The 23,242-nt window shown below is 62.5% G+C and carries 20 protein-coding genes and 1 pseudogene; 12 read left to right on the top strand and 9 right to left on the bottom strand.

All coding sequences use genetic code 11. The annotated features are described in order from the left end of the window. Positions 1–145 precede the first annotated feature (145 nt). The 4 genes from arsH (at position 146) to SIN08_RS17270 (ending at position 3,001) form a co-directional block, all read left to right on the top strand. On the top strand, positions 146–877 hold the full coding sequence (arsH, locus tag SIN08_RS17255; RefSeq protein ID WP_322452830.1) for an arsenical resistance protein ArsH: 732 nt from the start codon (positions 146–148) through the stop codon (positions 875–877). 82 nt (positions 878–959) lie between these two features. Further along, on the top strand, positions 960–1,280 hold the full coding sequence (locus tag SIN08_RS17260; RefSeq protein WP_322452831.1) for a metalloregulator ArsR/SmtB family transcription factor: 321 nt from the start codon (positions 960–962) through the stop codon (positions 1,278–1,280). Between the two features lie 424 nt (positions 1,281–1,704). Continuing rightward, entirely contained in the window at positions 1,705–2,685 is a 981-nt protein-coding gene (locus tag SIN08_RS17265) for a sodium-dependent bicarbonate transport family permease (protein WP_322452832.1), read from the top strand. Between the two features lie 4 nt (positions 2,686–2,689). Next, positions 2,690–3,001 (top strand): P-II family nitrogen regulator, encoded by a 312-nt coding sequence (locus tag SIN08_RS17270; RefSeq protein WP_322452833.1) that lies wholly within the window; start codon positions 2,690–2,692, stop codon positions 2,999–3,001. A gap of 247 nt (positions 3,002–3,248) precedes the next feature. Here SIN08_RS17270 and SIN08_RS17275 read toward each other — a convergent pair whose 3' ends face one another. Both SIN08_RS17275 and SIN08_RS17280 read right to left on the bottom strand, forming a co-directional pair. Then, complete coding sequence (locus SIN08_RS17275; protein ID WP_322452834.1) at positions 3,249–4,256, bottom strand: TerC family protein; 1,008 nt, start codon at positions 4,254–4,256, stop codon at positions 3,249–3,251. A 98-nt stretch (positions 4,257–4,354) separates the two neighbouring features. Beyond that, positions 4,355–4,618: a zf-TFIIB domain-containing protein gene (locus SIN08_RS17280; RefSeq protein WP_322452835.1), complete on the bottom strand. Its 264-nt coding sequence runs from the start codon at positions 4,616–4,618 to the stop codon at positions 4,355–4,357. Between the two features lie 349 nt (positions 4,619–4,967). Between SIN08_RS17280 and SIN08_RS17285 the strand changes: the two genes are divergently transcribed. Further along, complete coding sequence (locus SIN08_RS17285) at positions 4,968–6,155, top strand: AI-2E family transporter (RefSeq protein WP_322452836.1); 1,188 nt, start codon at positions 4,968–4,970, stop codon at positions 6,153–6,155. Positions 6,156–6,474: 319 nt separating this feature from the next. Here the strand turns inward: SIN08_RS17285 and SIN08_RS17290 are convergent, their stop codons facing one another. Continuing rightward, on the bottom strand, positions 6,475–9,108 hold the full coding sequence (locus tag SIN08_RS17290) for a tetratricopeptide repeat protein (RefSeq protein ID WP_322452837.1): 2,634 nt from the start codon (positions 9,106–9,108) through the stop codon (positions 6,475–6,477). Between the two features lie 314 nt (positions 9,109–9,422). On the opposite strand from SIN08_RS17290, the gene SIN08_RS17295 reads away from it, so the two are divergent. Together SIN08_RS17295 and SIN08_RS17300 are read left to right on the top strand one after the other, a co-directional pair. Then, positions 9,423–13,928, top strand: a complete 4,506-nt coding sequence (locus tag SIN08_RS17295) for an autotransporter domain-containing protein (RefSeq protein WP_322452838.1) — start codon at positions 9,423–9,425, stop codon at positions 13,926–13,928. A 176-nt stretch (positions 13,929–14,104) separates the two neighbouring features. Then, a complete protein-coding gene (locus tag SIN08_RS17300) occupies positions 14,105–14,359 on the top strand; it encodes a hypothetical protein (RefSeq protein WP_322452839.1) in 255 nt (84 codons plus the stop codon). On the opposite strand, the gene SIN08_RS17305 is transcribed toward SIN08_RS17300, so the two are convergent. From SIN08_RS17305 to SIN08_RS17315, 3 genes and pseudogenes are all read right to left on the bottom strand, one after another. Continuing rightward, a complete protein-coding gene (locus SIN08_RS17305) occupies positions 14,298–14,432 on the bottom strand; it encodes a hypothetical protein (RefSeq protein WP_416208098.1) in 135 nt (44 codons plus the stop codon). The two genes, SIN08_RS17300 and SIN08_RS17305, sit on opposite strands and share 62 nt — an antisense overlap. Before the next feature lie 518 nt (positions 14,433–14,950). Then, positions 14,951–15,181 carry a hypothetical protein gene (locus tag SIN08_RS17310; RefSeq protein ID WP_322452840.1) on the bottom strand — a complete coding sequence of 77 codons (231 nt, stop codon included), beginning with the start codon at positions 15,179–15,181 and terminating at the stop codon, positions 14,951–14,953. A 297-nt stretch (positions 15,182–15,478) separates the two neighbouring features. Beyond that, positions 15,479–16,373: pseudogene (locus SIN08_RS17315) on the bottom strand (LysR family transcriptional regulator). Positions 16,374–16,477: 104 nt separating this feature from the next. On the opposite strand from SIN08_RS17315, the gene SIN08_RS17320 reads away from it, so the two are divergent. Both SIN08_RS17320 and SIN08_RS17325 read left to right on the top strand, forming a co-directional pair. Continuing rightward, positions 16,478–17,341 carry an NmrA/HSCARG family protein gene (locus tag SIN08_RS17320; protein WP_322452841.1) on the top strand — a complete coding sequence of 288 codons (864 nt, stop codon included), beginning with the start codon at positions 16,478–16,480 and terminating at the stop codon, positions 17,339–17,341. 40 nt (positions 17,342–17,381) lie between these two features. Beyond that, on the top strand, positions 17,382–17,855 hold the full coding sequence (locus tag SIN08_RS17325; protein ID WP_322452842.1) for an SRPBCC family protein: 474 nt from the start codon (positions 17,382–17,384) through the stop codon (positions 17,853–17,855). 418 nt (positions 17,856–18,273) lie between these two features. Here SIN08_RS17325 and SIN08_RS17330 read toward each other — a convergent pair whose 3' ends face one another. Further along, positions 18,274–18,660, bottom strand: coding sequence for a helix-turn-helix domain-containing protein (locus SIN08_RS17330; RefSeq protein ID WP_322452843.1), 387 nt, complete (start codon positions 18,658–18,660; stop codon positions 18,274–18,276). Positions 18,661–18,768: 108 nt separating this feature from the next. Here SIN08_RS17330 and SIN08_RS17335 point away from each other — a divergent pair, with 108 nt between their 5' ends. Together SIN08_RS17335 and SIN08_RS17340 are read left to right on the top strand one after the other, a co-directional pair. Further along, entirely contained in the window at positions 18,769–19,476 is a 708-nt protein-coding gene (locus SIN08_RS17335; protein ID WP_322452844.1) for a glutathione S-transferase family protein, read from the top strand. A 561-nt stretch (positions 19,477–20,037) separates the two neighbouring features. Continuing rightward, positions 20,038–21,024 (top strand): hypothetical protein, encoded by a 987-nt coding sequence (locus SIN08_RS17340; RefSeq protein WP_322452845.1) that lies wholly within the window; start codon positions 20,038–20,040, stop codon positions 21,022–21,024. On the opposite strand, the gene SIN08_RS17345 is transcribed toward SIN08_RS17340, so the two are convergent. Then, positions 20,983–22,215 (bottom strand): winged helix-turn-helix domain-containing protein, encoded by a 1,233-nt coding sequence (locus SIN08_RS17345; RefSeq protein ID WP_322452846.1) that lies wholly within the window; start codon positions 22,213–22,215, stop codon positions 20,983–20,985. The two genes, SIN08_RS17340 and SIN08_RS17345, sit on opposite strands and share 42 nt — an antisense overlap. Before the next feature lie 132 nt (positions 22,216–22,347). Between SIN08_RS17345 and SIN08_RS17350 the strand changes: the two genes are divergently transcribed. After that, positions 22,348–22,851 carry a DUF6647 family protein gene (locus SIN08_RS17350; RefSeq protein WP_322452847.1) on the top strand — a complete coding sequence of 168 codons (504 nt, stop codon included), beginning with the start codon at positions 22,348–22,350 and terminating at the stop codon, positions 22,849–22,851. 75 nt (positions 22,852–22,926) lie between these two features. Here SIN08_RS17350 and SIN08_RS17355 read toward each other — a convergent pair. Further along, the coding region (locus SIN08_RS17355; protein WP_322452848.1) for a hypothetical protein at positions 22,927–23,242 on the bottom strand (316 nt) is incomplete at its 5' end.

The raw sequence follows: 23,242 nt of genomic DNA on the forward strand, positions 1-23,242 counted from the left end.
CGATGCGGACGGCCGGCGCGTCCGTTAAATTCCATATTCTTCGAAATAGGGTTGACTGCGTTTTCCAGTACCGCTATCGGTATTTCGAGTTAAGTCGAAATACCGATAGCGGGTGACGCACCTGCGCTCGTCCGGGAGAATGCGAATGACCGATACCGCCCAGCCGGTGGACAGTTTCCCCAGCCTCGTTGAAGAGCAGTTCCGGCCGATCGATCCCACGGCATTGTTCGTTGCGCCCCGCTCAATCCATCCGCCGCGCATCCTCATGCTCTACGGTTCGCTGCGACAGCGCTCCTATTCCCGGCTGGCGACGGAGGAAGCGGCGCGGATTCTCCGGCGGTTGGGCGCGGAGGTGCGGATTTTCAGTCCCGCGGGCCTGCCGCTGCCGGACTCCACATCGGCCGACCACCCGAAAGTGCAGGAACTGCGGGACCTTTCCATGTGGTCCGAAGGCCATGTCTGGTGCTCGCCGGAACGTCACGGGTCGATGACCGGCATCATGAAGGCGCAGATCGATTGGCTGCCGCTCTCGCTCGGCGGTGTGCGGCCGACCCAGGGGCGCACGCTCGCCGTCATGCAGGTCTGCGGCGGTTCGCAGAGCTTCAACGCCGTCAACCAGCTTCGCGTGCTCGGCCGCTGGATGCGCATGTTTACCATCCCCAACCAGTCCTCAGTCGCCAAGGCGTTCGCCGAGTTCGACGAGGCCGGACGCATGAAGCCGTCGCCCTACTACAACCGCATCGTCGACGTGATGGAGGAATTGACGAAGTTCACGCTGCTCCTGCGCGACCGTGCGGGCTATCTCACTGACCGCTATTCAGAGCGGGTGGAGAACGCGGAAGAGGTGGCGAAACGGGTCAACCAGCGTTCGCAGTGAGGCCTCTTGCTCCAGTCGCGTAATTTCGATCTTCATCGAAACTCAATTGACCCGCCCCCGCACGCGCGCATAGGCTAATTCCATGAACCACGAACAGGCCGCAGCACAGCTTGAGGCACTGGGAAACCCGACCCGACTGAAAATCTACCGCATACTGGTGCGCGCCGGCGCGGAGGGTATATCGGTTGGCCGGGTACAGGAGAAGCTTGGCATTCCGGCTTCGACGCTCTCGCACCATTGCAAGCGCCTTTGCGACACAGGCCTGGTTACCCAGGAGCGGCAGGCGACGACGCTGATCTGCCGGGCCAGTTATCCGAGCATGCAGGCGCTCATCGGGTACCTGGCGGACGAGTGCTGCCTCGATGGAACCTGTCCGCCGGTGGCAAGAGAAACGGCATCCTGAGCGGCTCTTTTTGCCTCAGTCGTTCGAATTTACGAGAAAATTCATATGGGTGATGTGCCAGCAGCCTCTCCCGTGGCCGTCATCGGCACTGGCCCTGTCATACCACGCGCACGTAGCCTTAGAGGGTGAAACCGCTCAGGACCGCATTTTCGGAACCTGGGCCGCAGTCGCTGGAATCTGGTGGTCGAAAACATCGCCACCTGTTCCCGCTGTCAAACTCCACCCAGCCTGGAACCGTCGAGCGTTTCAGGAAGGGTAAAAGGACGGGTGACCTTCAGCATGTCAGACGCGGAATCCGCTTAGGCTGACGCTCTAAAGCCGGTGCGGCAATAGATCGCCTATGCGAGCTGGTCGCCGAATGACCGGCTGCCTTTTCGTACCGCAAACTTCCCTCTATGTTCCCGCGAGTTTTCAAGGAACGGGTATGGACGGTATCCTGGCGCTGGCGGCGGCCAATCTGGTTTCGCCGATCATTCTGAGTTTCGTGCTCGGGCTCGCGGCGGCTCTCGCCCGTTCCGACCTGAGCTTTCCCGAAGCGATCGCCAAGGGGTTGTCGCTCTATCTCCTGTTCGCCATCGGCTTCAAGGGCGGGGCGGGCGTGGCGGCCCATGGGGTCGATGCGCGGCTGGTGGCGGCGCTGCTTGCGGGTGTGGTGCTTTCTCTCCTCCTGCCCTTCATCGCCTTCGTGCTGCTGCGCTCCCTTTCGAAAGTGTCCGCCATTGATGCGGCAGCGGTTGCCGGCCACTACGGATCCATCTCGATCGTCACCTTCGTCGCCGCAAGCTCGCTTCTTACCGGGCTAGGAATCGCGGCCGAGAGCTACATGGTCGCGGTGGCCGCGGCGATGGAGGCACCGGCGATTCTTTCAGCGCTGTGGCTTGCGACCAAGCGTGGCGGCAAAGCCGAGCAGGTGGGAGGCGAGCTGTGGCGCGAAATCCTGCTCAATGGCTCGATTGTCCTGCTTCTCGGCGCGTTCGCCATCGGTTGGGTCACGGGTGAAAAGGGGCTGGCGGAGATCGGCAGCTTCATCGTCGAGCCGTTCAAGGGGGTGCTGTGCCTGTTTCTGCTCGATATGGGCCTGGTGGCGGGCCGGGGGCTGCGCGGCAGCCGGGGCGTGCTGTCGCCGGGTGCCGTCGCCTTCGGCCTTCTGATGCCGCTCGTCGGCGCCGTGCTCGGCCTTGCCGGCGGGCTGGCGCTGGGGCTGTCCTTGGGCGGTGTGGTGCTGCTCATGGTCCTGGCGGCGTCCGCCTCCTATATCGCCGTGCCCGCAGCCATGCGGGTGGCGCTGCCCGAGGCCAATCCCGCCTTGTCGCTGACGCTCGCCCTGGGAGTGACCTTTCCGTTCAACCTGACGTTCGGCATTCCGCTCTATATGATGCTGGCCGCCGCCGTGACGGGGAGCTGAAGACATGAAGATGCACAACGCCAAGCGCGTGGAGATCATCATCGAAGCGGTGATGGAGCGGCAGCTTACCAACGCGCTGAACGGTGCCGGCGTGACCGGCTACACCGTACTGCCGGTGAGCGGTGGATCGGGACGCTCGGGCCAGTGGAGCCGAGAGGGCCAGGTTGGACGCGCCGGCGGCATGGTCGCCGTCATCTGCCTCATCCGCCCGGAGCGACTGGACGACCTGCTCGAAGCTGCCTTTGCTGTCGTCGAACGTCACATCGGGGTCGTCAGCGTGTCCGACACGCAGGTGCTCCGAGCCGAGCGCTTCTGACCGGCCCTGCGGGCCAAAGGGTCAGGGCCACCATGGATATTGCCACGACCGCCACTTCAGCCAGCCGCGCCCACAGCGGCGGGCCGGCATACCGGCCCGCGCAGCGAATAAACCATCACGACCGTGACCAGCAGGTACGGCAGCGGAAGGAGATGAACGGCAAGCGCCGCCGCTGCCGGAATTCCGGCAGCGAGCAGTGCGAGGACTATCCCCGGGAAAGCTGGCCCGCCCGCAACGCGCGCATCGGCTACTCCGTATCGGCGGGCTTCTCGGCCGCTCTCTCGGCGGGGCTCCCCGGCACCCAGCCCGTGGGCAGGGCCTGGGGCTCCGGAGCCATGCCGCGCGTGCGGATGAGCGACAGGACGATCGAGCCGCCGATGAGCACCACCGTAATCAAAAGCGCAAGCTCCGTGGGCACGAATTTGCCGCCATAGAAGTAGTTCGCGATCATCTTGAAGCCGATCACGACCAGCACCAGCGACAGCGCGTATTTCAGATAGATGAAGCGCGGCACGATGCCGGCCAGCGCGAAGTAGAGCGCGCGCAGGCCCAGGATGGCGAAGACGTTCGACGTGTAGACGATGAAGGGGTCCGTGGTGATGGCGATGATTGCCGGAATGGAATCCACAGCGAAGACGAGGTCCGTGAACTCGATCATCACGAGCACGAGGAACAGCGGCGTGGCGGAGAGCAAGCCGTTCTCGCGGATGAAGAAGCGCTTGCCGTGAAAGGTCTCGGTCAGACGAAAACGCCGCCGAACCGCTCTCAATACGATATTGTTTTCGAGGTCCGGCTTCTGATCGGCCACGATCAGCATCTTCACCCCGGTCACGATGAGGAAGGCGCCGAACAGGAGGGCCATCCAGGCGAACTGGTGGATGAGCTGCACGCCGGCGAAGATGAGGACGCCGCGCATGAAGAGCGCGCCCAGGATGCCCCAGAAGAGCACCCGGTGCTGGTACTGCGCCGGCACCGAGAAATAGGTGAAGATCAGGACGATGACGAAGATGTTGTCGACGCTGAGCGACTTCTCGATGAAATAGCCCGTCAGGAAGTCGATGCCGTCCTGACTGCCCCGCAGCCAGAACAGGCCGGCGCCGAACAGGAGGGCGAGCACGATATAGAAAAGGCTCAGCCACAGGGCTTCGCCGACCTTGATCTCGCGCTCCTTGCGGTGGAGGACGCCGAGGTCGAAGGCCAGCAGCGCCAGGACGAACAGGTTGAACCCGACCCAGAGCCAGATATTCGATTCCATGGATTTGCTTCCGCTGATCCTCCCGTGCCGGGAGGGGAAAAATGGAGATGGACGAAGAATGGCCGGGCCCTGGCGGGCCGGCCGTCACCGGATGGCTGTCAGAAATCGAACAGTTCGCCGAGCAGCGACTTGCGCTTCTTGTGGCGCGGCTGGTCGTATCCGGACTCGCGATATTGCGGCCGAGCCTCTTCCTGCCGATGTGGCCTCTCCGCGCGCGGCGCTTCGGCGGCGCTGGACCGCTCGATCAGCTTGTCGAGCTCCCCGCGGTCAAGCCACACGCCGCGGCATTTCGGGCAGTAGTCGATCTCGATCCCCTGCCGCTCCGTCATCATCAGTTCTGTCTGGTCGATCGGGCATTTCATAGTGTCGCTCCATGATCCGGCCGTGCCGCGGCCAATCGGGCTGCGGCTTGCGACCATACCTGGAGGACGACGGGGCTTTGAAAAGGGTCGGCCAACAAGCAAGATGCGCGTATCGCAGCTAACTCGAAGTCCGACATCACAATGCCGATGGCACTGCCAGAGGGGCCCGGACCGGGGGAAATCTGGGAGTGCGTCGGGCGGCTTTCAAGCCCGTGCGCTGAGAATTTCCCGAAGATCCTTCGGCTTGTTCTCGATGCCTTGCTGCCCTGACGGTCATGCGCCGGTTTTGCCCTTGCATTATGGCTCATCTCATGGCTCCGATGCTCGATGGCTTTGGAAAGGTTCGGTTATGGATCCACGCGACGGTGAACTTTCGAAGAGACGCTTGGAGCCTCGCTGGCTCGGCTCCTCTTCTCCGTCGCGCATTGCTCTGATCCCGCCGCTGTCGGTTGCTCGTTGGCTTCTGGTCCTCGTCCTTGCCGCCGGAATCTATTTCTTTCGCGACTTTTTGGTGCCCGTCCTTGCCGCGCTGGTCATCGGCTTTGCGAGTTGGCCGCTCTACAGGACGCTCCTGAAGCAGGTCGGCGGCAATCGAACGGTCGCGGCGACCATCGCCATCCTCCTGATCCTCGCCTTTCTCATCGTACCGATCGTCCTGGCGATGAGCTACGCAATCAAGGAGATCGGCATCTGGTTCACCTGGGCGGTGGAGACGAACGAATTGGGTGCGCCCACCCCAGACTGGATCGCGGCCTTGCCCGGTGTCGGTGAATGGCTGAGCCGGCAGTGGGGCAGATATGTCGGCGAACCGGGCGCGATCGGCGAGATGGTGCAGATCATCAGCGGCGCCAATATCGGCAACATCTCCCGCGCGGTGCTGGCGGCTGGGAGCGGGCTGTTCGATCTGTTCCTCACGCTGCTGTTCATGATGATCGTGCTCTTCTTCGTCTACCGCGACGGCGAGAGCTTCGTTGCCCAACTCGACAGGCTGGGCGAGCGCATTCTACCGGCGCGCTGGGAGCGGATCTCGCGTGTGGTGCCGGCAACCATCGGTTCCACGGTGACAGGGATGACGCTGATCGCGATCGGCGAAGGCATCGTGCTCGGGATCGCCTATTGGCTCGCCGGTGTGCCTTCGCCCGTGACACTGGGCGTCCTCACCGGGTTCATGGCGCTCGTGCCCGGCGGCGCGCCGCTGTCCTTCACGCTGGTGTCGATCTACCTCGTGGCGAGCGGTTCGCCCATCGCGGGCCTCGCCCTCTTTGCATGGGGCAGCACGGAGCTCTTCATCGTCGACAAGACCCTCAGACCAAGGCTGGTCGGCGGGCCGATCCAACTGCCTTTCCTGCCGACCTTCTTCGGCCTCGTGGGCGGCGTGAAGACCATGGGCTTCCTTGGTCTGTTCGTCGGCCCGGTCCTCATGGCGTTGCTGGTGGCCATCTGGCGCGAGTGGCTTTTCGAGACGATGCCGCCGACATTGCCCTCCAGGGATCCCGATCCCGTGGGGTCAGGTCGGACGTCCGAGCCTGATCAGTGACCGATACCAAATGGAAACCCGACCGACGCTTCGCTGGTCCGGTTCCACGGGAGCATTCCAACTCGTGTTGCCGGTTCTCGGACGATTTGATCCGCATGAAGCAGCACTCTGCGAGAATGCAACCATTCGCTTCATGAGTTACTCCGTCCAATGTGGCACCGCATCGCCACCCGCTACGACAAGCTCGCCGAACGTTCTTTAGCTTCGTAAAGCTCGCAACCGTCATGCTCTGGCTCAAATGACCAAACTGTCACTACAGCCTAGTCTAGAAGGAGCATATCGCTTCCTCTACGTCCTTTACTTGCCTGTTCGATCGCACTCAATCTGTATGCGACCCGGATGGCTCCGCCGGTTTCAAGGCAGTCAGCAGCGGCATAAGATATTGCTCATAAGCTCGCCAGCGGCCAACAGAGCTTCCATAGATCGGCCGGCGAACCTGTGTGGCGCTGGCTGTGCGCACGGGTCGCGCCGTTTTGTGAAAGGCGAGGCAGCGCGGGTTCCAGTCAAGATCGCAATGGGCGAGGAGGCGCCGTGCCTGGACTTCCAGATCGTCCACCAGCTCTTCATAGCGCACGTCGAGAATCCGCCCCGGGGGCAGTACCTCGTACCAATGCGCCATGAGACCCTGATAGCGCCGGTAAAAGCGGCCCAGCTCGCCAAGGTGATAGGAGTAGTTCAACTCGTCTGAAAACAGTTTCGAGAAGCAGGATACGCAAGTGTCCACGGGATCGCGCACCGTATGGATGATTACCGCATTCGGCAGCGCAAGATGTATCAATCCGGCAAAGAAGAAATTGGCAGGCATCTTGTCCGTCACGCGCGGCGCGTCGCCGGCAAGCTTGCCGAGCTGCTCGACATAGCGAGCGCCGAGTTGACGGAACTCTTCGCCCTTAAACGCGGTGACAAACTCGGGATAGGCTATGGGAGCCCCGTTTCCCGCGCGCACCTCTTGGGCGAGGTGATCGAGTATCTTGAGCTCGCCCGCGCCATGGACGGCAGGATGGCTCGCCAGAATCTGTTCGACCAGCGATGTCCCCGAGCGCGGCATGCCGAGAATGAAGATGGGCAGCCGGGACGGGTCGCCTGCGCCCCTTTTCGCTTCCATGAGATCGGGGGTAAATGTCCGCTCGATACGGTCGAAAAGCGCGAACGTCGCCGCCTCGTCATAGTCGATCTGTTCGCGCTTGGCGGCATTGCCCTTCAGCAAATGTTCGAACGCGCGGTCGTGGTCCTTGAGATCGGAATACGCCTTGCCGAGCGCAAAATCGAGCGGCATGCGTTCGGTTATAGGAAGATCCGCCTTGGACGCAGCCGCCTCCATGGCGGCAAGATGCGGGTCGTCGGCGGTGAATTTTTTGCAGTCGGCCAGATTGACGAAGACACCCGCGCTTTCAGGCTTCAGCGCCCGAACCTCGTCAAAAGCTTCCAATGCCTCGGAGAACTGCCCGAGCTGTTTCAACGCGTTGCCGATCGTGTTCCAGGCACCGCTGGTCTTTGGATCGATTGTCAGCGCTCGGCGGGCATGGGCAAGTGCGGCGTGAGGATCGCCTTGTTCAAAGGTGACGCGAGCTTTCAGCTCAAGGGCTTCGGGGTCGTCCGGTGCCAGCGCGATTGCGCGCTCGACCGTCTCCGCTGCCGTGTCGAACTTGCGCTGGCGTATCGACAGGCTGGCTGCGTGAATATGCAGTTTGGGGTTGCGCGGGGCGATTGCGCATGCCCGGCGAAGAAGCTCAAAGCTCTCATCCAGCCGGTCGAGATCCTTTAAAAGAAGGGCGAGATTATCGAGTGTGCCGGGGTCGTCGGATGCCTCCTTGAGCGCATTGCGATAGGCATCCTCCGCCTCTTCCGGCCGCTCCATCTCCCGCAGCGCCGTGCCGAGATTGTTCCAGGCGGAGGCGAAGCGCGGCTTGAGCTGCAATGCGCGGCGAAGGGCGGTTTCTGCCTCCTGCAACCGCCCGAGGGCGCGCAGCGCATTGCCGCGATTGCTGTGGGCATCGGCGAAATCCGGATCGAGCGCGATTGCACGGTCGTAGCAGGTGAGCGCTTCCCCGTAGCGCTCCAACTCGTAAAGCGCGACACCGAGATTGTTGAGGGCTGCAGGATAGTCCGGCCGCAACGCGAGGGCGCGGCGCGCTTCGGCCGTTGCTTCCTGCGGATTTCCGCTCAGCCGGTACATCTCGCCGAGATCGGCATGGATGACCGCGCTGTCATCGCGCTCAATGGCATGGCGCAGATGGGCGATTGCGGCGTCGAGCCGGCCTCTGCGGTAGGCAAGAATGCCCAGAAAGTGCTCGGCATCGGCCCTCTGCGGTGCGGCGGCGAGGACGCGGCGGCACAGCGCCTCCGCCTCATCGAGGCGCCCCGCGCGCGCATGCTGTCCCGCCAGCGCAAGTGCCTGCGCGGGCGTATGCCGTTGCGCCGGTGCTGTTCCCGCCGCCGAGGCCGTTGCCGTTGCATAGCGGGGGTCCAGTGCCGCGGCGCGGCGCCGGCTCTCCGTGGCTTCCTCAAAACGCCCGAGGCTGTGAAGCGCGCTGGCGAGATTGGCGTGGGCGAGCGCGAAATCGGGTTTCAGCGCAATAGCCCGGCGGTGGCATTCGGCCGCTTCCTCGTATTTCCCCGCGTCGAACAGTGCCGCACCGAGATTGCTATGGCCTTCCGGGTGGTCCGCTTTCAGCCTGACAGCACGGCGCGCTGCCGCGATAGCCTCCTCGATGTGCCCGGCAAGACGGTATAGTTCGCCCAGATTGGCATGATAGGACGCCACCTTCGGTGCCAGCGCGACGGCCCGTTTCAGATGATCGAGCGCCTCGTCGCGCCGGCCCGACTGATAGGCGATGAGCCCGAGTAAATGGAGCGCTTCAGCATCGTCGCGCCGGGCGGCCAGGATCTGCCGGCAGTGTGCCTCCGCCTCCACCAGTCGCCCGGCGAGTCGCAGTCGTTCAGCGTGCGCCAAAGCTTCTCGCCGCATTTTCGAGGCTGTATTTCGCATGATGGTAGATTTTCCCACCCAGAATTATCCGCCTAGCGCGGAGTTTTCAATTCGGGTAATGCGTTCAGAAAAGCATGTCGAGGCAAATAGCCTCCAATTTCTGCTTCAATATTGCATTCTACCGGCGTTTTCTGAAACAGCCCGTATTTTGCTGAAATAAATCTGCCCCGTTTGTTGCTACTCGGATATGCGGCGATCGATCCCATCGATTCGCCCAAGGGGGGCGTGCCCGCGCGGGTGTACCCAAAGAGTGTGCACGGGAATTGGAAGGATTACATATGAACATATGGATCGGTGAAGCGTCGGGCATTCACGCTGTGAAGTCGCGGTTGCTGTTGACTTCGACCGCGCTTGTGGGAGGCGCGTTTCTCGCAATGCTCGAGACCTCGCCGGCCACTGCGCAATGTGCCGTCACGCACAGCGGCACCACCGAGCCATCCGTGACGAACGCGACGACGATTGACTGTATCGACCTTACAAACGTGACGGTCGAGGGCGATGTCACCAATTCGGGCACCATCACCGGAGCGGGTGGCGGGACCGACGTAGGTATATCTATTTTTGATTCGACCATCGACGGCGCGATCGACAACTCAGGCTCGATTTCGGGCAGCGACAACGCGGTTCAGATCAGTAACACATCGATCGGCAACGGTATTACCAACAGCGGGTCCATCAGCGGTGGCGATCACGGGATAACAATGATCGGAGGATCGTTGTCGGGCGGCATCGTCAACGCGGCAAGCGGCGTTATTGAGAATAGCAGCACCGTTAGCAGTCACGGCGTTGTTCGCCTAAATGGCCTTACTTCCTTTACCGGCGGTTTTGTCAACGACGGCACGATCAACGGAAATTATGGTTTCTTCCTCGACAATGTGGTTACGACGTCGGGAGGCATCGTCAACAATGGCGTGATGAATGTCTCGGGCGGCGGGCTCGTCACCGCTGGGGCCAGTATCGACACTATCACCGGCGGAATGACCAATAATGGCACTATTACCTTCGGAACATCGGGCCTTTCGGTCGGAGATGCCGCGACTTTCTCGGGCGGCATCACCAACACCGGCGTGCTCGAAGGGACTGAATCCTGGTCAAGTGGCATCATTCTAGCCGGTGTGGGGGATTTCTCCGGCGGTATCGACAATAGCGGCTCGATCTCAGCGGGCACCGGCATTGCCGTATGGGACTTTGGGACGACAATCACGACTTTCAGCGGCGGCATCAACAACAGCGGCACGATCACCGCCGATACGGGCATCCTGGTCGAAGCGATAACGGATTCTTTCCTCGGCGGTATCGTCAACAGTGGAACGATCACCGCTGCTGATGGGACCGGCATTCACGTCGAAGGGCAGCAGAACTTCGAAGGCGGCGTGACGAACACCGTCGACGGCGAGATAACAACCAACTCAGCCCCGTTTTTCGGTTCGGCAAACGGTATTACCCTGGAGAATATTGTTTCCTTCACAGGCGGCGTGACCAATGCCGGTGTCATCTCGGCGGTCGAAAACGGTCTTTATATAAACAATGTCTCCTCCTTCGAGGATCCTGTTTTCAACGCCGCCACTGGCGAGATCACCGGCTCATCGGGCATCGTGGTATCGGGGTCGGATTCGATCACCATCACCAACGCCGGCACCATCACCGGCACGGACGGAACGGCCATCGACCTGAGCGGCACGTCGAACGCAAACACCATCGAGCAGCAGGATGGCGCCATCGACGGCGATATCCTGCTGTCCAGCGCCGCCGACCAGCTCACCGTGACCGGCGGCGATATCCAGGGCGACATTACCGGGCAGGGCCCGGCCAACATCGATTTTCAGATGGGTGCCGGCACCTTCACCTATGGCGCGCCGCACACGATCAGCGGCATCGACAATATCTCGGTGCATTCCGGTACTGTGCAGCTCGACGGCGCTTCGACCTCCAATACCGTCGACGTGCTCGGCGGCACGCTTCTGGCCAACAACACGCATGGCGGCGATGTTTCGGTGGCGAATGGCGGCAGCCTGGGCGGCACGGGCAGCGTCGGAGATACGGTGGTTGCCGATGGCGGCACGCTTCTGGGCGAGGCGGGACAGGTGCTCTCGCTGGCCTCGCTCTCCCTTGCGCCGGATGCGCAGGTCAACGTGGCACTGAGCGCGCCAAGCACCAACGGTCTTTTCGATGTCACCGGTGACCTGACGCTCGACGGCGAACTGAACATCACCGATGTTGGCGGCTTCGGGGACGGTGTCTATCGGCTGATCGACTATGGCGGCGGCCTGACGGATAACGGCCTGGAGATCGGCTCGACGCCTGGCGGGGTGATCGCGGCGGATCTGACGGTGCAGACGTCGGTCGCCAACCAGGTCAACCTGATCTCGACGGCTGGCATCGATTTCTGGTTCTGGGACGGCGGCAACGCCGCCCTCCACGAAAACAACCAGGTCGACGGCGGCACGGGCGTCTGGGACGCGACGAACGGTAACTGGACCGATCAGGACGGCATTCACAGCGGGCCGATGAAACCTGTGCCGGGCTTTGCCATCTTCCAGGCGAATGCCGGGAACGTGACGGTCGACGATGGCGCCGGCCAGGTCAGCGTCACGGGAATGCAGTTCGCCAGCGACGGATACACGGTCGGCGGCGATGCCGTCGAGCTCGCCGACCCCGATGGCGCGAGCACCATCCGCGTCGGCGACGGCACGGCAGCAGGCGCGGGCTTCACCGCCACGATCGCGTCCGAGCTGACGGGTGCGAACGATCTCGTAAAGGACGATTTGGGCACGCTCATCCTGACGGGCGCCAACAGCTATGGCGGTGATACGCTGGTTGCAAACGGCACGCTGATCGGCGATGCGGGCTCGATCCGCGGCGACCTCCAGAACGCCGGCACCACGGTGTTCGACCAGGCGGCCGATGCGAACTTCACCGGCGACGTTTCCGGCCTCGGCGGCACGGACGGCTCCATGATCAAGCGCGGCGCCGGAACCCTGGCGCTTGCCGGCACCAGCACGCTCGACTGGACCGTCGAGGCGGGCGGCCTTTCTTCTTCGGCGGAGGGCTTCACCGGTGACGTGGACATCGACACCGGCGCCGCCTTCATCTTCGACCAGGCGACCGCCGCCGCCTATGCCGGTATCGTCTCCGGCGATGGCGACTTCTCCAAGACCGGCGGCGGCACACTGACCCTGACCGGCAATTCCGGCGCGTTTGGCGGCCAGACCGATCTCGCCGGCGGCACGCTTGTGGTCGACGGCACGCTGGGTGGTGCCTTGTCTGTACGTTCCGGGGCAACCCTTGGCGGCAGCGGCACGGTCGGCTCGACCACGGTGCATTCCGGCAGCACGCTGAACGCTGGCGGAGTCGACAACGTAGGCACCCTGAAGGTCGAGGGCGACGTCACCTTTCAGTCCGGCTCGGTCTACGCGGTGGATGTGGAGCCAGGCGGGACGGGCAGTGACCTGCTCGACGTTGCCGGCCAGGCGTTCCTTGGCGAAAGCGTTGCCCATGTTGGGCTGGACGGCGCCTACGATCCGGTCTCCGTCTACACAATCCTTACGGCGGATTCGGGTGTTCGCGGCACCTTCGCCTCGGTCTCTAGCGACTACGCCTTTCTCGATCCACTCCTGAGCTACGATACCAACAACGTGTATCTGCAGCTCGAGCGCAACAACATCGATTTCGCGGCTGTCGCGCAGACATTTAATCAGCGCAATACGGCGCAGGCCTTGGATGCCCTTGGTTCCAATAGCGCGGTCTGGAATGCTGTCGTTCAGCTTGGCGAGGACGAGGCAAGCGTGGCCTTCGACAGCCTTTCGGGCGAGGTGCACGCGTCGACCGCGGGCATGCTGCTGGACGACAGTAGGTTCCTGCGCGAGGCGGTGTCGAAGAGGGTCAACTCCGCCTTCGATACGGAAGCCACGTTGCCGGAGCCGCTGGCCTTTGGCCCCGATGGGGTCAAGGCGCTCCCCGGCGATGAGCGACTGGTCTTCTGGACCAGTGGCTACGGTTCATGGGGAGAACGCGAAGGCGACGATAATGCTGCTGACTTTGATCGCTCGCTCGGCGGACTTTTCCTGGGCGCGGATGCACAGGTCTCGGACAACTGGCGTGTGGGCGCCATCGCCGGCTACGGTCGGTCGAGCTTCGATGCTGACGACCGCGCTTCCAGCGGTTCCGTAAACAGCTATCATCTGGGCTTGTACGGTGGAGCTCGTTATGGAGCTGTGGGAGTGAACCTCGGCACCGCCTACACTTGGCATGACGTGGAAACCGAACGCATGGTTGACTTCTCCGGCTTCCAGGAGACGCTGTCGGCCGATTACGACGCCTCGACCGCCCAGGCTTTCGGCGAAATCAACTATCGGATCGAAACCGAAAGGGCGACCTTCGAGCCGTTCCTGGGCCTCGCCCATGTCAGGGTCGACACCGACGGCTTCCGTGAGAATGGAGATGCGGCGTTGACCGGAGATGGGTCGGTCGACGCCACCTTCAGCACGATAGGTGTCCGGGCCGCCACGGAGTTTTCGGTTGGCGAAACGCAGGCGCGGGCACACGGCCTGGTGGGCTGGCGCCACGCCTTCGGTGATACGACGCCCCAATTCAGCCATTCCTTCGCAGGCGGTGACCGCTTCAGCGTCGCCGGAGCGCCGATTGCAAAGGATGCAGCGGTGCTACAGGCGGGGATCGATTTCGATCTTTCGCCGGATGCCACTCTGGGCGTGTCCTATTCCGGGCAGTTTGCCGACAATGTGTCGGACCACGGGTTCAAGGCTGATTTCAAGGTAAGGTTCTGACGATACGGCAGACTGCGCTGGCGTCGCCAATGCGGTCTGCTGCAGGACAAGGTCGACGACATTGCGGCTGCCTTTGGCTTTGTTCTCCGGCTCCACATCATAGACATCGGCGTGGGTGGGAAGCTGGAACGCTCGAACTGACCCGGACGCTGGAGCAGGAGTGCCAGCGCATCGGCATGGACCAGTACGATCAGACGCTGGACCTGACCCGCATCATGCGCGACATGGAACTGGCCGATGGCGCGGGCGGACCGCGCGCACGTCGTCAACCGTCTACAGGATTGCATCTAGGATCTGATCTCCGGCGCATCATCGATACCGCGGTGCCGACGCTCCTCGAACTGTTCTGCTTCGTTCACGCGCGGCGCATCAATCTGGAGCGGGCGGTGGGCGACAGGGCCGCACCTCCGAACGGAAGCTCGGATCGCTGATACAAGTGGTCCCACCGCCGATAAGGACGATAGGCCTATGGCCTGGCTGCTGAAGGCGGCGAAGCGTTATGATCGGAAGAAGGTGGCCTACATGAAGACTGACGGCTGTTGCATCGGAACTCTCTTAGTTTGCCGTCAGGGGTTCTCCAGAAATGAGTAAAGTCGCCCGACGGGGCTTGTTTCAAAGCATGATCGAAACGCGCCGCTCCTTATGGAAGCGTCACATAATAGATGGCAGTGGTGAACGCGGTTTCGATCATGCGGCGGCTCACACCGAACTTCGTCCCGAACATGCCGAAGCTGAATGGCTTTTTGGACTTGAACCACGACTTTCCAGAAGAGGCATCTAAGGGCAGCAAAGGTCGTGAACGGAACGACCGTTTATCGATCGCACCATTCCGAAAGTCAGCTGACGGCTCTCGGCCCCCGATCAGACGGAAGTCGAGGTCCGGTTTGCATCCCGCGACTGAAGTAGTGCAACGTCGGAGCGTCGGTTTGGGATTCCGCTTCGGCCAGAACCACAGCGCTAGCACACTCGCAAAGGCAGCACCGGATCCGCCGCAAAACGCTCAAACACGGTGGGTGGTCCTACTAGGTTGAGAACTTCACGCTCACACCGCGCTGCCGAAAATAGGCCTGCATCATCTTGCGTCCCGAACGGTTGTTTTGTGCCAGCTTGGTCGGATCGAAAACTGCTTCTTTGGCGCCCTCCCGGGCCAGTGCTAGCTTGAGGGTCGCTATATGTTCGTCGATGTCAGCATTGTCCGATTGGAGCGATGCATAAATGTTGTCGGTTGCTTCGGCCACGGTCGGCTCGCTCACGGTTTGTACTCCTTCGCCTATTAAACTGACCGGCTACAACAAATTGGCGGATGGACCTACCGCAGGGCCGCAAGTGATCATCAGCATATACGCACCGCAAGGCCTCGATCGTCGTCGCTCTGCTTTCGGTCCCGCATAGCCGGAAATCGATTTCCGCTTTCAGCGTGCCGCTATTCTCGGACAACGTCCCGGATTGATGGTTAGCGCCCTGTCCGCTTCAGAAGGCATGTGCAGCAAACCAGACGTGGGCGTGTCGCGAACCGCCCTCGACGCTAAGGCCATTCGGCAAGCTTCGCTTTACCTTCCCATATACGCGGCCAGTTCGTCCGGTGTCCCTTGCGGAAAGGCTTCTCTCAAAAAGTCGAGAAACGCCGACACACGGGCGCTCAGCAGCCGACGTGTTGGATAGAGCGTCCACAGAGCGATGTCCGGTCCTTCCACGTCACCCCAATGCACCAGCGTGCCGGCAGCGAGGTCGTGACCTACCAGCGACACGGGAAGACGCCCGGCGCCCACCCCCATTCGCACTGCATCGCGGACCATGACGAGTGATGACAGGCTCAGGACAGGATTGACCGCGATCCTCGATTTTCCCGTCGGCGTCGTCACGTTCCAGACATCGCTTTGGCGGACCGGCCCGCGCACGACGGCCGGAACGGCCGAGCCGTCCGCGGCTGGCGTCAGGTCCGGGCTCGCCACGACCACCAGCCGATCGTGAAGGAAGACCCGTCCGACAAGGCTTTCATCCGGCTCCGGGTTGACCCGGATCACCAGATCATAGGCTTCCTCGATCAAGTCGACAGACCGGTCCTCGGTCGTGACCTCAAGCCGGACCTCCGGATATTTCAGCGCAAAACCAGCGGCGAGCTTTCCCATCGCGATCTGAGAAAAGAGCAAAGGCGCACTTATCCGCAATCTACCCCGGGGACTGTGTCCACCCGAGGCGATCGCCGCAGCCCGTCTCGTCGAGTTGGGTGAGCAACTGGCCCGTCCGCTCAAACAGTGCCCGTCCTTCCTCGGTCAGCTTCAGTGTGCGCGTCCCCCGCTCGAACAGGCGCAAGTCGAGGCTGGCCTCCAGTTCCGCGACACGGCGAGACAGCGTCGCCTTCGGGCGCCCCGCGGCTCGCGAGGCTTTTCCGAACCCGCCATGACGGGCAACCAAGTTGAAATCGACGAGGGCACGAAGGTCCATTCGTTCCACCAGTGAGACGGTTTGTCTAGATATAGCGTCTATCACCGTGAATGTGGATCGCTAATTTCGGGACAGCCAAACGGCTCAACCAAGGAGTGACCCCAATGACTATTCTGGTAACCGGCGCGACCGGGAATGTCGGCCGCAACGTCGTCGAACAACTCGTGAAGCGTGGCGCCGATGTGCGCGCTCTGGTGCGCGACCCTTCGAAGGCCGACTTCCCCGGCTCCGTCATTGTCGTTCAGGGTGACCTGCTCGACGTCGACTCGCTGCGCAGCGCTTTCTCAGGCGTCTCCACGCTGTTCCTGCTCAACGGAGTTGTCGCGGACGAATACACCCAGGCGCTGATAGCGCTCAACGTCGCCCGCGAGGCCAAGATCGAGCGGATCGTCTATCTCTCGGTTATTCACAGCGACGTCTACGTGAACGTGCCGCACTTCGCCGGCAAGTACGGCGTCGAGCGGATGATCGAGCAGATGGGGCTCAACGCCACTATCCTGCGCCCGGCCTACTTCATGGACAACGACGTCACGATCAAGGACATCATCGGCAGTTACGGCATCTACCCGATGCCAATCGGCAACAAGGGCCTCGCCATGATCGACGCGCGCGATGTCGGCGAGATTGCCGCCATCGAGCTGATCCGCCGCGAGCAGTCGTCCACGCCGCTCCCGCTCAACCGCATCAATCTGGTCGGTCCGGACACGCTGACGGGCGCAGGTGCTGCGGCCATCTGGACCGACGTCCTCGGCCATCAGATCGCCTATCCGGGCGACGACACCGCGGGGTTCGAGCAGAACCTGAGGGCATTCATGCCAAGCTGGATGGCGCTCGACATGCGCCTGATGGCCGAGCGCTTCCTGACGGACGGCATGGTCCCGGATGCCGGTGACGTTGACCGGCTGACCAACTTACTGGGTCGCCCGCTGCGCTCCTATCGCGATTACGCCGCCCAGATCGCGGCTTGATCGCCACGGGCGACAAACATCCCCATCCAGGAGACATACCATGATCTATTCGACCGCCACCGTTCCGGTGAACCCGCACGGCGAAACCAAGCTCACCCGCGAGGAGGCCTGGAAGGGCCTCGAGCTGAAGGCGCGCGATGCGCGCCCGTTTCTCCCGCCCGGCCTTTGCACGCGCTGCGATGTCGTGGAGGAGAGCGCGACCCACTTCGTGCGCGAGGCTACGATCGCCGGCGCCGACCTGCGCGAGATCATCACCCTCGAGCAGCAGAGCAAGGTTACCTTCTTCCAGGCGGCCGGTCCTCGCGAAGGCGCGATCATCAACGAACTGTTCGAGGATGATGCCGGCGAATTGCAACTTCGGTTCTACTGCTACATCGGCCTGCGCGGCAAAGAGCCGAACGGCCCCGAGGAGCAGGCCGAGCAGGCGCAGTTCGACAGCGACCAGGGCTACAAGGCTGCCCTCTTCTCGACGCTGAAACGCACCCGCGAGTTGCTGGCGGATGGTTCGCTCTAAAACGGGTTGAGCGACCAGGTGGCCTGTCTCATTTCCAGCAGGCAGGCCCGCCCTCCTTCCATGAAGCAAGCGCCTATCGCGACCGGTAACGACATTCGCGACGATGCGATATTTGCGCCAGCGCCTCCTGGATGAACGGCCGCTTCCGGGCACTGACAGATGTGGCGGTATGACCGGATGCGGGCTCGGTCGCCGAACGGCGGCTTATTGCAAGTCTGAACCGGACCCGGACAGTCTGGTATGCGGCCCCCTAAGCTGCCGAGCAGCAATGCGCTGAACTTAACCCGACAACGGACAGACCGCTTGCGGCCCCGAAGTCGCCTAATCGGCTGCCATGGGTGGATTGCGGAGTGTCCTCTTATTGCTTCGGCGCTGAGAAAACGGACAAGTTCTCCCGGATGGTAACCCGATCAAATAATCAATTCGCAGCCTGACGAATGTGAGCCGTTTGCGTGCCTGCTGCACCGGAGCTTACCGCGTCCTGTCCTTCATCATTACCATTGGTCGCTACCCACCAATCGCCCAGCGCATCCATGAGCGGCACAAGTCGCTCTCCGGCGGGCGTCAGATCGTATTCGACACGAAGCGGATAGCCTCCGAACTCTGTGCGGCGGACAATGCCGGCGTCCTCCAGCTTGCGCAGTTCGAGCGCCAGCATCTTGTGCGAGATGGTGGGATTGTCCCGGCGCAGGTCGCTGAAGCGCTTGATGCCATCTTTGAGGTAATAGATGAGCAGCGTTGGCCAGCGGCCGCTCAAAACCTGCATCACTTCTTCGATGGGACAGCGGGAGACAAGATCTTTCATCAGCGCCTCATGGTTACAAAAAGGTGCGTAATTTACTTGGCGACGCAACCCTATATGGTCCGGCTTCGCTGCGCAGCGTGATCAGAAGAAATCACGGAGAACTAGAACATGGAACCCATCCTCATATACGGCTTCCCGGCCGGAAGCTCCATGGGGCTCGTCGCCGCCCTTGAATGGCTTGGCAACCCCTACAAGCTCTGCCGCGTGGATATGTTCGGCGAAATGCGCGACCCGTCCTACAAGCGGGTAAATCCCCGCGTCGAGACGCCTGCATTGATCACCGACCGCGGCAACGTGCTCACCGAAACCATGGCGATTGCAGCATGGCTGGAAGCGCGGGACACGGATAGGCGGATTAGCTTCGACCCGCTTTCGCGCGAGGCCGACCGGATGCACCAGTTGATGGCGTTCATCAACACCGGGTTTACCAGCGCGTTTGGCCCTCTTTGGGCTGCGATGGAAATGCAACCGTCCAACCCGACGATGCAAGCCGCCCTGCAGGAATGGGGCAGCGAAGGTGTCATCGAACGTCACGGTCGGCTCGAGGAGATGATCGGAGATACCCGATTTCTGATCGCCGATCATCCCACGGTGGCCGATGGCATTCTGGTTGGCGTGGCCCGTTGGCTCGATTTCCATCAGGTGGCCGATAAGTCCCGCTGGCCGAAGCTCGCTGCCCTCAGAGGCCGCATCGAGGCCGAACCTGCCGTCATATATGCGACCGCGCTTGAGAGTGGCGAGATGCAACCAGGCAACGGGGCGTGCCGAGGCCATGTCGAGTTGACGGATGTGATCGACCGGTTCGGCTCGAAGTAACAGTCGCAGCACGCGGGTCACGATGAGCATCGTCGACCCGCGCGCCAACTTCTTCGCTTGGGCAAGCGGCGCAATCAGGTCCTTTCCATCTCGAGCCAGCGCCACGGTGTCGAACTACCGGCAGCTTTCGGGATCAGCATAAATCGTTCTCAACGTCCGCCAAGAGGTCGTGAACGGAACGGTCGCTTTTCGATAGCATCATCTCGAAAGCTGACCGACGGCTTCTCGGCCCCAGTGTGCCAAGCAGGAATACGCCCAGACGTAAAGGCAAAGCCGGCTCTCGACCCCCATAGCTGGCATCTGCCCACCAGCCACCATAACCAGCCATCACCGCGCCTTTCGCCATCACTACGTCTCCGGTACAACTTGCTTCTTGCACTCTCCGGTGGCTGAAATGCAAAACTAAACAACAGACGGGAAAGCCTCGACCGGCCGCCGCACAGGACGTTTGGAACGATGACGAAGTTTTCCAACATCATTCGTGCTCTTGGTGGGCTCGCTCTCGCCCTCTGGCTTGCAGCAGGTTCGGCCGCCGGCCAGGAGGATGTCCTGCGCTGGCGCATGAACAGTCTGCTCTACCCGAAGCTCTTTGGCGAAGCCGGAGAACGATTTGCCGAGACGGTGCGGCGATTGTCGGGCGGCAGCTTTGTCATTGAGGTTCACGATCGGCTCGTGCTCGACCAGGATACCTTCGGCGCCCTGGAATCCGGCCTGATCGACGCGGTGTGGGGGTCGGCGGGCCACCACCACCGCGAGGATCCGGCGCTGACGATTTTCACCGGCTTCCCCTTTGGTCCCGATCCGGCGAGCTTCACGGCCTGGATGCAAGTGGGCGGCGGCGCCGAGGCGCTGCAGGCGATCTATGCCCGCCACGGTTTGAAGAGCCTCTATTGCGGCATACTGCCGGCGGAAGGCGGAGGCTGGTTCCTCGAGCCGATCGAGGGCATTGAGGACCTGCAGGGACTGGCAATGCGCAGCTTTGGCTACGGCGCCCGGGTGCTGCGAAAGCTGGGTGTCGTCACCTACGAGCTGCCGGCCCACGAGATCCGCCCAGCGTTCGAGACCGGCCTAATCAGCGCGGCTGAATTTTCTCTGCCGTCGATAGATGCGGATCTTGGGATCGCCGAGACCGCCAAACACCTCTACTTTCCCGGCTGGCAGCAGCCTGTCACCTCGCTCGAGATACTGATGCCGGAGCGGAGCTGGGCGTCGCTCTCAGATCACCATAAGACGGTGCTCGAGGTGGCCTGCGGCGACACCCTGTCATGGACCGCATCCGAGGCGGTCATGCGGCAGGTCGACGCTCTTGCTCGTTTCCGTGCCATGGGCGTCAAGTTCCACCATTGGCCCGACGACGTGCTCCTCGAGCTGCGCAAGGCTTGGGATGAGGTGATGGCGGAGGAAGTCGCTGGCGACCCGCTGCTCGCGGAAGCCTGGACTGAGTATCTCCGTTTCCGCGACGGCTATGCCGGATGGCAGTCACGTGCCTACGCCGACTGGGCGGGCTCAGCCCGGCATGCCGGCGAGTCTGAGCCCATCGAGGACTAGAGCGAGACCGGTTTCGTCGGCAAAGCCGTCGAAGGACTGTGCCACGGCTGAGACGCTGTACTCGGGCCGGCGCCCCTGCGCGGCCTTTACCACTCCCGCCGCCTCATCGATCCGGCCGGCATGGGCGAGGCTCGCGGCGAAGAGCCATCCCGGCCACCACCGCGCATTGGCAAAAGTCCCCGCGCCATAGAGTGGGCCGAGCTTTTCCGCTGCGCGGGCCGGTTCGCCCGCGAGTAAGTAGCTGAGGCCAGCGACCTGGCGGTACCAGTCGGGGGGACTCGGACTCATGCGCAGGGCCTGCTCGATCATGCCGACCGCATCCTTCGAGCGGCCCGTCAGGGCCAGCGCCTGGGCCAGCACCGCCATGTTGTCAGCGTCGCCGGGGTCGATGGCAGCCGCCGCACGGGCACTTGCCAGCGCGTCGACAGGTGAGCGCAGTTCCCTGAATGGCGCTAGCAGCCGCATCTCCGCAAGCAGCCGGTGAGAGCGATCACTTCCGCCGAGTGCCAAGGAACGTTCCACCAATTCAAGCGCCCGTTCCATCTCACGCCGGCCGCCTCCCCAGGCGAGGTGCTGGACTTCCAGCCAATAGGTGAGCCCCAGACTCGCCAGCGCGCGCGGATTCTCGGGATCCTCGGCGACAACCTGCTCGAGCAGTCGTCTTGCCCGCTCGTTGTCCTCGCGCCGCCGCCAGTCGCGTGCCTCCAGCAGTGACTCCGCCTGCTGCATGGTCGAGACAGTGACATCGGGCGCCGCCTCGATCGCGATGCGCGGCGTAGCCCACCAGAGGCTGCCAGCAACCAGCAGCAATCCCGCGGCCAACCCGCCGGCCCGAACCATCCGGAGTTTCGAGGTTCGTTGCACCAGCGACGCCAAATTCGGTTCCGAATCCAACAGCATGTATCCCCGCCGCGGCACCGTGCGCAGCAATTTGGCCCCATCCGGGCCGAGTACGCGTCGGATATCAGCCACGCAATGGGCAAGGGAATCATCGGATACGAATACGTCCGGCCAGACCTCGCGGACGAGATCGTCCTTGCTTACCAGCCTTCCACGCCGTTCGCACAGGACCTCGAGCGCCCGATAGGACTTCGGCCGGAGGAAACGCTCACAGCCCGTTCTGTCTTCAAGGCAGCCGCGCACCCGGTTAAGGACAAAACCGCCGAAGCGAATCCTGTGTGGATCATCCATGCCGGGCTCCAAGGCCATATTTCCCCATATTTGTAGCACAATTTCAGCCGTCTTTCAGGGTTCTTTCGATACTTCGCGCGCCGCTCGGCTGATCCTCGTCGATGGACAACCATCCGAGGAAGAAGAATCGCAATGCACATCTCCGCCCTACGATCCGCCGCCGTCGCCCTGTGCCTCGGTGCCGCTGCCTCGGTCGCAGCCGCCGAGACCCAGGATCCGCCTCCTTTGCTCGACACAATCGAGCTGTGGCTTGTGGCGAATTTCGGTCTGACGCCGGCGTCCGAGGCTCCCGACCTCGTGACGGCCCCCGCCTCCAGGCTTGTCGAGATCCGCTACGGCTCCGGGAGTCAGGTTTCACCCGGCGAAGTGGTGGCAGCGTACGACGAAGCCAGCCGCATCATCTATTTCACCGAAGGCTGGACCGGACGCACCCCGGCCCAGCTTTCGGTGCTGGTGCACGAGATGGTTCACCACCTGCAGGCGTCTGCAGATATGCGCTTCGCCTGTCCGGCAGAGCGGGAAGTGCTCGCCTACCGGGCGCAGGATGCTTGGCTCCAGCTGTTCGGCATGGACTTGGAGAGCACGTTCGGCATCGACCCAGCAATGTTGCTCGTCTCTACCGTCTGCACGCATTGATGCGGCTCGGGAGGCGATCGCCGCGCTTACGCAACGCCGCACCATCCCGATGATCGTTCCGTCGCGAATCGTGGGTCAGATCACGTCGATGCGCGCGGGGGCCTGAAGGTCCGCTTCCGAAACTCCGAGCCTCCAAGCTGCCGGTCCCGTTCCCGGCCTCACATTTCGCGAACAGCGGTTCAAGAGCGTGTCGATGAGCGGATGCGCTGTGGACTCTTCACCGCCGGGAACCTTTCGCGTCGACCTCCATCCAATCAGGTAGCGCCCTAGCAATTCGGTGCGCCCAATCGGAAGGACAACGCGGCGGGATTGACCGTCAGCATTTATTGGCCGTTCCGCGGCGAACCGGACCTGCGTGCGCTCGTCGAGCATATCGCCCGGCACGGCGGCC

Origin of the sequence: Chelativorans sp. M5D2P16 (genome assembly GCF_034427935.1) — a bacterium.
In the GTDB taxonomy this organism is placed as follows: Bacteria; Pseudomonadota; Alphaproteobacteria; order Rhizobiales; family Rhizobiaceae; genus Chelativorans.

Bases quoted from the DNA above. Each gene is read 5' to 3' on its own strand.
- arsH (WP_322452830.1), top strand. From the start codon at position 146: ATGACCGATACCGCCCAGCCGGTGGACAGTTTCCCCAGCCTCGTTGAA.
- SIN08_RS17260 (WP_322452831.1), top strand. From the start codon at position 960: ATGAACCACGAACAGGCCGCAGCACAGCTTGAGGCACTGGGAAACCCG.
- SIN08_RS17265 (WP_322452832.1), top strand. From the start codon at position 1,705: ATGGACGGTATCCTGGCGCTGGCGGCGGCCAATCTGGTTTCGCCGATC.
- SIN08_RS17270 (WP_322452833.1), top strand. From the start codon at position 2,690: ATGAAGATGCACAACGCCAAGCGCGTGGAGATCATCATCGAAGCGGTG.
- SIN08_RS17275 (WP_322452834.1), bottom strand. From the start codon at position 4,256: ATGGAATCGAATATCTGGCTCTGGGTCGGGTTCAACCTGTTCGTCCTG.
- SIN08_RS17280 (WP_322452835.1), bottom strand. From the start codon at position 4,618: ATGAAATGCCCGATCGACCAGACAGAACTGATGATGACGGAGCGGCAG.
- SIN08_RS17285 (WP_322452836.1), top strand. From the start codon at position 4,968: ATGGATCCACGCGACGGTGAACTTTCGAAGAGACGCTTGGAGCCTCGC.
- SIN08_RS17295 (WP_322452838.1), top strand. From the start codon at position 9,423: ATGAACATATGGATCGGTGAAGCGTCGGGCATTCACGCTGTGAAGTCG.
- SIN08_RS17300 (WP_322452839.1), top strand. From the start codon at position 14,105: ATGGACCAGTACGATCAGACGCTGGACCTGACCCGCATCATGCGCGAC.
- SIN08_RS17320 (WP_322452841.1), top strand. From the start codon at position 16,478: ATGACTATTCTGGTAACCGGCGCGACCGGGAATGTCGGCCGCAACGTC.
- SIN08_RS17325 (WP_322452842.1), top strand. From the start codon at position 17,382: ATGATCTATTCGACCGCCACCGTTCCGGTGAACCCGCACGGCGAAACC.
- SIN08_RS17330 (WP_322452843.1), bottom strand. From the start codon at position 18,660: ATGAAAGATCTTGTCTCCCGCTGTCCCATCGAAGAAGTGATGCAGGTT.
- SIN08_RS17335 (WP_322452844.1), top strand. From the start codon at position 18,769: ATGGAACCCATCCTCATATACGGCTTCCCGGCCGGAAGCTCCATGGGG.
- SIN08_RS17340 (WP_322452845.1), top strand. From the start codon at position 20,038: ATGAACAGTCTGCTCTACCCGAAGCTCTTTGGCGAAGCCGGAGAACGA.
- SIN08_RS17345 (WP_322452846.1), bottom strand. From the start codon at position 22,215: ATGGATGATCCACACAGGATTCGCTTCGGCGGTTTTGTCCTTAACCGG.
- SIN08_RS17350 (WP_322452847.1), top strand. From the start codon at position 22,348: ATGCACATCTCCGCCCTACGATCCGCCGCCGTCGCCCTGTGCCTCGGT.